8 protein-coding genes are annotated in these 9,902 nt (G+C 71.7%); 7 read left to right on the top strand and 1 reads right to left on the bottom strand.

From position 1 onward, the window contains the following. The 6 genes from FVS66_RS16695 to FVS66_RS16720 form a co-directional block, all read left to right on the top strand. A partial coding sequence (locus FVS66_RS16695; protein ID WP_399225460.1) for an ISAzo13 family transposase occupies positions 1 to 1,666 on the top strand: 1,666 nt, incomplete at its 5' end. A 199-nt stretch (positions 1,667 to 1,865) separates the two neighbouring features. Then, positions 1,866 to 2,615 (top strand): hypothetical protein, encoded by a 750-nt coding sequence (locus tag FVS66_RS16700; protein ID WP_149181982.1) that lies wholly within the window; start codon positions 1,866 to 1,868, stop codon positions 2,613 to 2,615. Then, on the top strand, positions 2,612 to 3,937 hold the full coding sequence (locus tag FVS66_RS16705; RefSeq protein WP_262387036.1) for a HAMP domain-containing sensor histidine kinase: 1,326 nt from the start codon (positions 2,612 to 2,614) through the stop codon (positions 3,935 to 3,937). Before FVS66_RS16700 ends, FVS66_RS16705 begins: the two co-directional genes overlap by 4 nt. 185 nt (positions 3,938 to 4,122) lie before the next feature. Beyond that, entirely contained in the window at positions 4,123 to 5,529 is a 1,407-nt protein-coding gene (locus tag FVS66_RS16710; protein ID WP_149181983.1) for an FtsW/RodA/SpoVE family cell cycle protein, read from the top strand. Beyond that, a complete protein-coding gene (locus tag FVS66_RS16715; RefSeq protein WP_262387037.1) occupies positions 5,526 to 7,031 on the top strand; it encodes a penicillin-binding transpeptidase domain-containing protein in 1,506 nt (501 codons plus the stop codon). The genes FVS66_RS16710 and FVS66_RS16715 overlap by 4 nt, the downstream gene beginning before the upstream one ends. Before the next feature lie 114 nt (positions 7,032 to 7,145). Next, the gene (locus FVS66_RS16720) at positions 7,146 to 7,610 is read left to right on the top strand and encodes a DUF3291 domain-containing protein (RefSeq protein ID WP_149181984.1); all 465 of its coding nucleotides are present in this window, start codon (positions 7,146 to 7,148) and stop codon (positions 7,608 to 7,610) included. 3 nt (positions 7,611 to 7,613) lie between these two features. On the opposite strand, the gene FVS66_RS16725 is transcribed toward FVS66_RS16720, so the two are convergent. Beyond that, on the bottom strand, positions 7,614 to 8,726 hold the full coding sequence (locus FVS66_RS16725) for a ferritin-like domain-containing protein (protein WP_149181985.1): 1,113 nt from the start codon (positions 8,724 to 8,726) through the stop codon (positions 7,614 to 7,616). Positions 8,727 to 8,882: 156 nt separating this feature from the next. On the opposite strand from FVS66_RS16725, the gene FVS66_RS16730 reads away from it, so the two are divergent. Continuing rightward, on the top strand, positions 8,883 to 9,818 hold the full coding sequence (locus tag FVS66_RS16730; protein ID WP_149181986.1) for a diiron oxygenase: 936 nt from the start codon (positions 8,883 to 8,885) through the stop codon (positions 9,816 to 9,818). The last annotated feature ends 84 nt before the right edge of the window (positions 9,819 to 9,902 follow it).

Consider the following 9,902-nt stretch of genomic DNA (forward strand, 5'->3'; position numbering starts at 1 on the left):
GGTTGAGGCGGAACTGGCCGCGAAGTTCGAGGCGTTGTTCCCGCATCTGGACGAGCGTCAGCGCCGGTTGGCCATGGGGGCGGAGGCCCGGTCGCTGGGGCATGGAGGGATCCGGGCGGTGGCCCGTGCGGCCGGGGTGCGCGAGGGTACCGTCTCGCGCGGAGTGGCAGAACTGGAGTCCGGGGTGGCCCCGTTGGGCCGGGTCCGCCGGGAGGGCGGGGGCCGCAAGCGTGCGGTGGATCTCGATCCCGGGTTGCGGCCTGCCCTGCTGGCCCTCGTCGAGCCGGACATGCGGGGTGATCCGATGTCGCCGCTGCGCTGGACGACGAAGTCGACCCGTCACCTGGCCGGCGAGCTGAGCCGGCAGGGCCACCGCATCTCAGCGGAAACCGTGGCCGACCTGCTGCGTGAAGAAGGCTTCAGCCTGCAGGGCAACGCCAAGACCGTCGAGGGCAGGCAGCACCCGGACCGCGACGGCCAGTTCCGCTATATCAACGAGCGGGCCAAGGAGCACCAGGCCGCCGGGGACCCGGTGGTCAGCGTCGACACCAAAAAGAAGGAAGTCGTCGGCAACTACAAGAACGCCGGCGCCGAGTGGCACCGTGAGAACGAACCGGTCCGGGTACGGACGCACGACTTCCCGGACCCGGAGCTGGGCAAGGCCATCCCGTACGGGATCTACGATCTGGCCGCGAACACCGGATGGGTCAGCGTCGGCACGGACCACGACACCGCCGCCTTCGCCGTGGAGTCCATCCGCCGCTGGTGGAGCAGCCAAGGGTGCGGCGCCTATCCGCACTCGCGGCGGCTGCTGATCACCGCGGACGCGGGCGGCTCGAACGGCTACCGCACCCGCGCCTGGAAGGCCGAACTGGCCGCTCTGGCCCTGGAGACCGGCCTGGAAATCACCGTCTGTCACTTTCCACCAGGTACTTCAAAATGGAACAAAGTGGAGCACCGGCTGTTCTCCCACATCACCATGAACTGGCGCGGCAGGCCCCTGACAAGCCACGAAGTCATCGTCAACAGCATCGCCGCGACGACCACCCGCACCGGGCTGACGGTGCACGCCGAACTCGACACAGACGCCTACGAGACCGGAGTCCGGATCGTCGACCGGCAGATGGATGCCCTACCCCTGCACCGCCACGAGTGGCACGGCGACTGGAACTACACACTGCGGCCCGAGGCGTATGCCCAGGTCGGTGACGCACCGGACCCGTTCGACCAGCCCAGCCCCGACCTCTCCTGGCTCTGCCACCCCGCTCTGACCGGAATGCCAGCCCAGGAGTGGGACACGCTGATCACCACACTCACCGCCCTCCACGAGGATCAGCGGGAAGCACACCTGGACAAGCGGCGCGGCCACCGGCCCCGCCTGGCAGCCCCGGGCACCGGACGGCGCCCCATGCTTACCCTCGCCGACCGGCTCCTGGCCGCCCTCCTCCACTACCGGCTTGGGCTCCCGCAGGTCGCCATCGCCTGCCTCTTCGGCGTCACCCCCGAAACCATCAACCGGCGCATCCGCGACATCCGCCAACTCCTCGGCACGGCCGGACACAACATCCATCGCACTGACCAGCAACTCGCCACCCTGGAGCAGCTTTACGACCACGCGAGCACGGTAGGCATCACCGTCCCACTCAAGATCAAGGCAGCGAGTTAATGATCTGCAAGCCCTAACGTGAGGCGTGGCCGTGTCCCGTCACTCCGTGCGCGGGGCCGCACGGTCGGCACCGTCCACCCTTCCGGTGGGCGTCGCGCGGGACATCCCGGCGTGCCGCACCGCGCCGGGGTCCGCCGCGGGGCGCGGATAGGGTCTACCCCGCACCCGGCAACCACCCACAGGAGCACCCGGAACCACCGTGACCTCGTACCGCATCGCCGCGCCGCGCGTGGCCCGTCCCGCGGCGGTCGTGGCGGCCGTCGCGCTGCTCACGGCCTGCGGGAACGCGGGTGAGCTGAAGAGCGCGGGCGCGACGCCGACCGCCGCAGGGCCGGTCCGGCTCTGGCCGGAGCTGCCGCCCGTGACGGCCCCTCCGCTCGACTACGGCGAGAGCGACACCCAGCGGGTGCCGGGGGTCCGGCTGCCGGACGGCGACGTGCACAAGGCCGACCCCGTGGCGGTGGTCCGGGCGGAGGTGGACGCGAACCCGGACGAGTACAGCGGCGTGGACGGCATGTACGACGAGACGGCGCGGGCCGTCAGGGCATGCGGCACCGAGCCGAAGGCGTGTCCCGTACTCCAGCCGTACTACCGGGACCTGACGGGGGACGGCAGGGACGAGCTGATCATCGGTATCAGGATGGCCGACCAGCTGGTGGCCGTCCGCTGCTATCTGCCGGAGAACGGCGGACTGACCCGCATCATGTCGACCGTCGAGCAGCTCGTCAGCGTGGAGCTCGCGGGCAGGGACCTGATCCTGCGGGCGGTCTCGGCGGGCATCCCGGGCTATGAGTACCGCACGGCGTGGTCGTGGGACGCGCAGCAGCGGACGATGCTGCCGACGCGGGACGAGATCGTACGGGTCAAACCGCCCCCGCCGAAGGCGGCGTCACCGCGCCCGGACCAGGAGCCGGAGCCCGAGCCCGAGGCGCGGGAGAGTCCCCGGTGAGCGCCGCGAGCAGGGCGCGGGGAGCACGCGTACCGGCCGTGCCGCGCCGGCCGGCCTGGACGGCCACCCTGACCTGGAAGGCCGCGGTCTTCATCACGCTCATGTGCTGTGCGCTGGCGGCGCTGCTGGGCGCGCTGGTGCATGTGTCCGTCACCCGGCAGACGGTGGACACGTCCCGGGACAAGGCGCTGTCCCTGCTGGAGGACGTGACGCGGGCGTACGAGGCGGGGGAGCCGCTGCCGCCGTTCGCGGGTGTCGACCCGGTCGGCCTGCCGCCCTCGCTGCGCGACTTGGCCACGCGCGGCAGCCGGGGCACGATGGTCGCCGACCACGAGGGTCGGCCCATGATGTGGGCGGCGGGCCCGGCCGACGGGCGGGCACTTGCGGTGCGCGTGGACTACTCGCTGAGCGCGCGCACGATCGGCGGCCTGGACCAGGCGATCCTCGGGTCGTCGGTGCTGGCGATCGCGGCAACTCTGCTGGTCGGCTGGTTCGCGATGACCCGGGTGACGAGCCGGCTGCATCTCACCGCGCAGGTGGCGCGGCGGATCAGCGCGGGCGACCTGGACGCGCGGGTCAACGACCCCCGTACGAAGGACCCGTCGCGGCCGCAGGACGAGGTGGCGACGGTGTCGGGCGCGCTGGACACGATGGCGTCGTCGCTGCAGGGCAAGCTGCTGAGCGAGCAGCGGTTCACGGCGGACGTGGCGCATGAGCTGCGGACGCCGCTGACCGGGCTGTCCGCGGCGGCCGAGCTGCTGCCGCCGGGGCGGCCGTCGGAGCTGGTCCGGGACCGGGTGAGGGCGATGCGGGCGCTGACCGAGGACCTGCTGGAGATCTCCCGGCTGGACACGCGCAGCGAGAAGGTGGACCTGGACGTGTACGCGCTGGGGCCGCTGGCCGAGCGTGCGGTGCGGGGGTCGGGCACGGAGACCGCTGTACGGATCGTGCGGGACGTGCGGGTCGAGACCGACAGGCGGCGGCTGGAGCGGGTCCTCGGCAATCTCCTCGCCAACGCGCACAAGCACGGCAGGGCGCCGGTCGAACTGACCGTGGACGGCCCTGTGGTGACCGTCCGCGACCACGGGGACGGCTATCCGGGGTACCTGCTGGATCACGGGCCGCAGCGGTTCCGCACGGAGAGCGGCAGCAAGGGGCACGGCCTGGGCCTGACCATCGCGAAGGGCCAGGCGGCGGTCATCGGCGCGGAGCTGGAGTTCACGAACGCCCCGGCCGGCGGCGCGGAGGCGCGGCTGACGCTCCCCGAGTACGTGGACCCCGCCCCGGACAGCGACGCGCCGTCCGGGTCGTCGCAGGAGTAGGCCGGGGTCGTCGCAGGAGTAGGCCGGGGTCGTCGCAGGAGTAGGCCGGGGTCGTCGCAGGAGCGGTCCGGGCGGCGGTCCTGCCGGCGGTGACGAGCACTCAGCGGACCACCCCCCACCGCACGGCGGCGCGGCACATCACGACATAAGGGACATAACACCACCATCTTGCTACGTTGCCGTGCATGACCCCAGCGACGTCGGACTCCCCGCCGCCACGGGTACGTCTCCCCAAGCGGCGCGGTGTGGAGTTGTCGCTGCTGGTCTGCGCCGTGCTGTTCTCCGTCTACGGCTACGCCGACGTGGGACTCGCCCGCAGCGGGGCCGTGCCGCCGGACGTCGCCGGGTACGGCGCCGGCCTGGGGCTGCTGGCCCTGTTCGCGCATCTGGCGGTGCGGTTCCGCGCCCCGTACGCCGATCCCCTGCTCCTGCCCATCGCCGTCCTCCTGAACGGTCTCGGCCTCGTCCTCATCTACCGCCTCGACCTGGAGACCCCCGCCGACCGGGCCGCGCCCACGCAGCTGGTCTGGTCGGCTCTCGGCGTCGCGCTGTTCGCGGCCGTGGTGGTGTTCCTCCGCGACCACCGGCTGCTCCAGCGGTACGCGTATGTGTCGGTCGCCGCCGCCCTCGTCCTGCTCACCGTGCCGATCTTCTTCCCCGCGGTGAACGGGGCGAAGATCTGGATCCGCGTCGGCGGGTTCTCCTTCCAGCCGGGCGAGTTCGCGAAGATCCTCCTGGCGGTGTTCTTCGCCGCGTACCTGGCCGCCAACCGCACGGCGCTCGCGCACACCGGGCGCCGCCTGTGGAGGATCCGGCTGCCGGCGGGACGGGTGCTCGGGCCGATCGTGGCGATCTGGCTGATCAGTGTGGGCGTACTGATCCTGGAGCGGGACCTGGGGACCTCGCTGCTCTTCTTCGGTCTGTTCGTGATCCTGCTGTACGTGGCGACCGGCCGCACCGGCTGGATCGCCGTCGGGCTCCTGCTCGCCGCCGTGGGCGCGTGTGTCGTCGGCACCCTCGAACCCCATGTGCACGGGAGGGTCGAGGACTGGCTGGACCCGTTCGCGTCCATCGAGGCGGGCCGCGGGCCCGGGCAGCTCGCCCAGTCTCTGTTCGCGTTCGCGGCCGGCGGCATGTTCGGCGCGGGCCTCGGCCTCGGCCACTCGGCGCTCATCGGGTTCGCCGCCAAGTCGGACTTCATCCTGGCCACGGCGGGCGAGGAGCTGGGCCTGGTCGGCCTGACCGCGCTGTTCCTGCTGTACGCACTGCTGGTCGCCCGCGGCTACCGCTCCGGGCTCGCGCTGCGCGACCCCTTCGGCCGACTGCTGGCCATCGGACTCGCGTCCATCCTGGCGCTCCAGGTCTTCGTCATCGCGGGCGGCGTGATGGGACTCATCCCGCTCACCGGTATGGCGATGCCCTTCCTCGCACAGGGCGGCTCGTCCGTCGTCACGAACTGGATCATGGTGGCGCTCCTGATCCGGCTCAGCGACTCGGCCCGCGCGCCCGGCCACGGCGAGGACGGAGAGGGGTTTGACGCGGACACCGAGACCGGGGTCGCCCGGCTGCCGGAGCCGGAGGACGTCCGGTGACCATCCCCCCGGATCTCGACTTCGCCCGGCCAGGGGGGACCCCCACCGTCCGACGCGCCGCCGCCCTCTGTCTGGTCCTGCTGGTGGCCCTGCTCGTCAACGCGGCCCGCGTTCAGGTGTTCCAGGCGGACCGGCTGGACGACAACCCGGCCAACCGCCGCCAGGTGCTCGCCCGGTACGCCGAGCCGCGCGGCGACATCCTCGTCGAGGGTGAGCCGGTCACCGGGTCGAAGGACACCGGCCAGCTGCTGCGCTACGAGCGCACCTACACCGACGGCCCCCTGTACGCGCCGGTCACCGGCTACGCCTCGCAGACGTACGGCACCACCCTGGTGGAGAACGCCGAGGACGCCATCCTGTCCGGCACCAGCCCCCGCCTCTCCCCGCTCCCCCTCTGGAACGACATCAGCCGTACCCGCCGGCCAGGCAGCCATGTGGCCACCACGGTCAAGGCGGCGCTCCAGCAGGCCGCCTACCGTGGCCTGGCCGGACGGCGCGGCGCGGTCGTCGCCCTGGAGCCGTCGAGCGGCCGCGTCCTGGCCCTGGTGTCCAGCCCCTCGTACGACCCGGGGGTGCTGTCCGGCACCGGCAGCGAGGCCGCCACGGCATGGGCCCGGCTCAACACCGCGCCCGGCCGGCCGATGCTGAACCGGGCGCTCCGGCAGACCTACCCGCCGGGCTCCGCCTTCAAGATCGTGACCGCGGCGGCCGCCCTGGACGCGGGCGTCGTCACGGACGTCGACGCGCCCACGGGCACCCCCGACCCGTACCTCCTGCCGGGCACCCGTACGGTCCTCCCGAACGAGGCGACCGGCTGCGGCGACGCGTCCCTCGCGTACGCCATCCGCTGGTCCTGCAACACGGTGATGGCCCGGATCGGGGTGCAGGTCGGGCTGGACCGGATGCTGAAGACGGTCCGCAGGTTCGGCTTCAACGATCCGGGCCTGCGCATCCCGTCGCGGGCGGTCCGCTCCAACTTCGACACCGCCATGACGGCTGACCAGCTGGCGCTGTCGGCGATCGGGCAGTACGACACGACGGCGACGCCCCTCCAGATGGCGATGGTCGCGGCGGCCGTCGCCAACGGCGGCGAACTGGCCCATCCCTATCTGGTCGAGTCGGCGACGACGGCTGCCGGCAGCCTCATCGGGCAGACACCCCGGCGGACGTACGCGCAGGCCATGAAGCCGTCCACGGCGCGGCAGCTGCGCGACCTGATGGTGGACGTCGTCGAGCGGGGCTCGGGCAGCAACGCGTCCATCGAGGGCGCGGAGGTGGGCGGCAAGACCGGCACCGCGCAGCACGGCGTCGGCAACCTGGGCACGCCGTACGCGTGGTTCATCGGGTGGGCGCGGGGTGCCGAGGCGTCCCGGCCGGCCGTCGCCGTGGCGGTGGTGGTGGAGGACGCGTCGGCGCGGCGGGAGGACATCAGCGGCGGCGGCAGCGCGGCGCCCGTCGCCCGTTCGGTGATGGAGGCGGCGCTGGCGGAGGACCGCCGGTGACCGCTGCCGGCGCCTCCGCCGACCGCCGCTGCCCGGCGCCGGCCGCCGCCGGCGACCGTCTCGCTCGGCGAAACCCGGTGGGCCTGTTCGGCACGCGCGGTTATCGTGCGCCGCATGACCTCCTACGAACTGGCACAGGTGAACATCGCCCGACTCAGACACCCGCTCGACTCCCCGGAGTTGAAGGACTTCGTGGACGCCCTGGACCCGGTGAACGCGGTCGCCGACGCGGCCGACGGCTTCGTCTGGCGGCTGCGGACCGAGGGCGGCGACGCCACGGATCTGCGGGTCCTGGACGACGAGTGGATGATGATCAACATGTCGGTGTGGCGCGACACCGACGCGCTGACCGCGTTCATGTACCAGGGGCGGCACCGGGAACTGCTCGGGCGCCGCTACGAGTTCTTCGAGCGGCTGCACGAGCCGATGACCGCCCTGTGGTGGGTCGAGCCGGGCCGCCGCCCGACCGTGGCGGACGCCGAAGAGCGCATACTCCATCTGCGGAAGCACGGCCCGACGCCGTATGCCTTCACCTTCCGCACCGGCTTCCCGCCCGGTCCGGCGAGCGCCGCGTCCTGATCCCTACGCCTCCGCCTTCGCGCCCTCCGCGACGGCGTCGGCGACCTCGGTGACGCGCTCCGCCTCCTCCGCGGCGAACCGTTCGGCGTCGAGCCGCTCGGCGATCTCCTCGTCCTCGGCCATCAGCAGGTCGAGACTGGAGTCGCCGAGCTCGAACACCCCCATGTCCAGGTAGGCCTTCTGGAGCCGCTCGCCCCACAGGCCGATGTCCTTCACGCACGGCACGATCCGGCTGAACAGCAGCTTACGGAACAGCCGCAGATACGCGGACCGCTCCGACATGACCTCGGCCTCCCGCTTCGGGATGCCGAAGTTCTCCAGCACCTCGACACCGCGCAGCCGGTCGCGCATCAGATAGCAGCCCTCGATGACGAACTCCTCGCGCTCGCGGAGTTCGGCGTCCGTCAGCTGCTTGTAGTAGTCGCGCAGCGCCATCCGGCCGAACGCCACATGGCGGGCCTCGTCCTGCATCACATAGGCGAGGATCTGCCGGGGCAGCGGCTTGTCGGTGGTGTCGCGGATCATGCCGAACGCGGCCAGGGCGAGGCCCTCGATGAGGACCTGCATACCGAGGTACGGCATGTCCCAGCGGGAGTCGCGGAGGGTCTCGCCGAGCAGCGACGCGAGGTTGTCGTCGACCGGGTAGAGCATCCCGATCTTCTCGTGGAGGAAGCGGCCGTAGATCTCGGCGTGCCGGGCCTCGTCCATCGCCTGGGTGGCGGAGTAGAACTTGGCGTCCAGGTCGGGCGCCGACTCGATGATGCGGGCGGCGCAGACCATGGCGCCTTGCTCACCGTGGAGGAACTGGCTGAACTGCCAGGCCGTGTAGTGGCGGCGCAGTACGCCGCGGTCCTTCTCGGTCATCTTCGACCAGTGGCGGGTGCCGTACACCGTCATGGCCTCGTCCGGGGTGCCCAGCGGGTCGTACGGGTCGACCTCCAGGTCCCAGTCGATGCGCTTGGCGCCGTCCCACTGCTTGTCCTTGCCCTTCTGGTAGAGGGCGAGGAGACGGTCGCGTCCGTCGTCGTACTCCCAGGAGAAACGGGCCGCGCCGGAAGCCGGGATCTGCCAGCCGAGCGATCCCGGGGCGTTGGCGTACAGGTCGTGCGTCGACACAGGCGGCTCCTTCGCGTCGGCTACGAGGGGCAGCCTCCATCCTGCTAGACGCACAGTCAACAAGTCGCGCACAGGGGATTGACGGGCTTACTGACGCGGAGTCTCATAAGAGACCGAAGGTGGGAACCCGAAGCCGACTGCGAGGTGGCCGAGACCATGACGACCGTGTCCGAACCCGATCTGCGCCTGCTGCGCGACGCGCTGGGACCGCTGCGGGACCGCGAGCAGGTCGCCGCGCGGCTGCTGGAGTCCTCCGCCAAGCACTCCTTCGACCCGGAGACCGAACTCGACTGGGAGGCACCCTTCGAGAACGGCAAGTGGTTCTGGCCGCCGGAGCTGGTCTCGCTCTACGACACCCCGATGTGGCGGCGGATGTCCGAGGAGCAGCGGATGGACCTCGCCCGGCACGAGGCGGCGTCGCTCGCGTCGCTGGGCATCTGGTTCGAGATCATCCTGATGCAGCTGCTCGTCCGGCATATCTACGACAAGTCGGTCACGAGCAACCATGTGCGCTACGCGCTCACGGAGATAGCGGACGAGTGCCGGCACTCGATGATGTTCGCCAGGCTCATCCAGAAGGGCGGCGCCCCCGCGTACCCGGTGCCGCGCCTCTACCACAACCTGGCGCGGGTCCTGAAGACGGTGTCGACGACGCCGGGTTCGTTCGCGGCGACACTGCTGGGCGAGGAGATCCTCGACTGGATGCAGCGGCTCACCTTCCCGGACGAGCGTGTCCAGCCGCTGGTGCGCGGCGTGACCCGCATCCACGTGGTGGAGGAGGCCCGCCACGTCCGCTACGCGCGCGAGGAGCTGCGCCGCCAGATGGTGACGGCGCCGCGCTGGGAGCAGGAGTTCACCCGGATCAGCTGCGGCGAGGCGGCCCGGGTCTTCTCGGTCTGCTTCGTGAACCCGCAGGTGTTCGAGAACGTCGGCCTCGACCGCCGCGAGGCCGTCGCCCAGGTGCGGGCGAGCGGCCACCGCAGGGAGGTCATGCAGACGGGCGCCAAGCGGCTGACGGACTTCCTGGACGACATCGGAGTGCTGAGGGGTCCGGGGCGCAGGCTGTGGAAGAGCTCGGGGCTGCTGGCGTAGGCCGCCCGGGCGGCGGGCGCGGGACGGCAGGACCGCGGGTGGCCGCGGGGCCGCGGGGCTGGGCGGTCGGGTGGCCGGGCGGCC

Source organism: Streptomyces sp. TRM49041 (assembly GCF_008271805.1).
Classification (GTDB): Bacteria; Actinomycetota; Actinomycetes; order Streptomycetales; family Streptomycetaceae; genus Streptomyces.

Coding starts and splice junctions, on each gene's coding strand:
- FVS66_RS16730 (WP_149181986.1), top strand. CDS start 8,883: ATGACGACCGTGTCCGAACCCGATCTGCGCCTGCTGCGCGACGCGCTG.
- FVS66_RS16710 (WP_149181983.1), top strand. CDS start 4,123: ATGACCCCAGCGACGTCGGACTCCCCGCCGCCACGGGTACGTCTCCCC.
- FVS66_RS16720 (WP_149181984.1), top strand. CDS start 7,146: ATGACCTCCTACGAACTGGCACAGGTGAACATCGCCCGACTCAGACAC.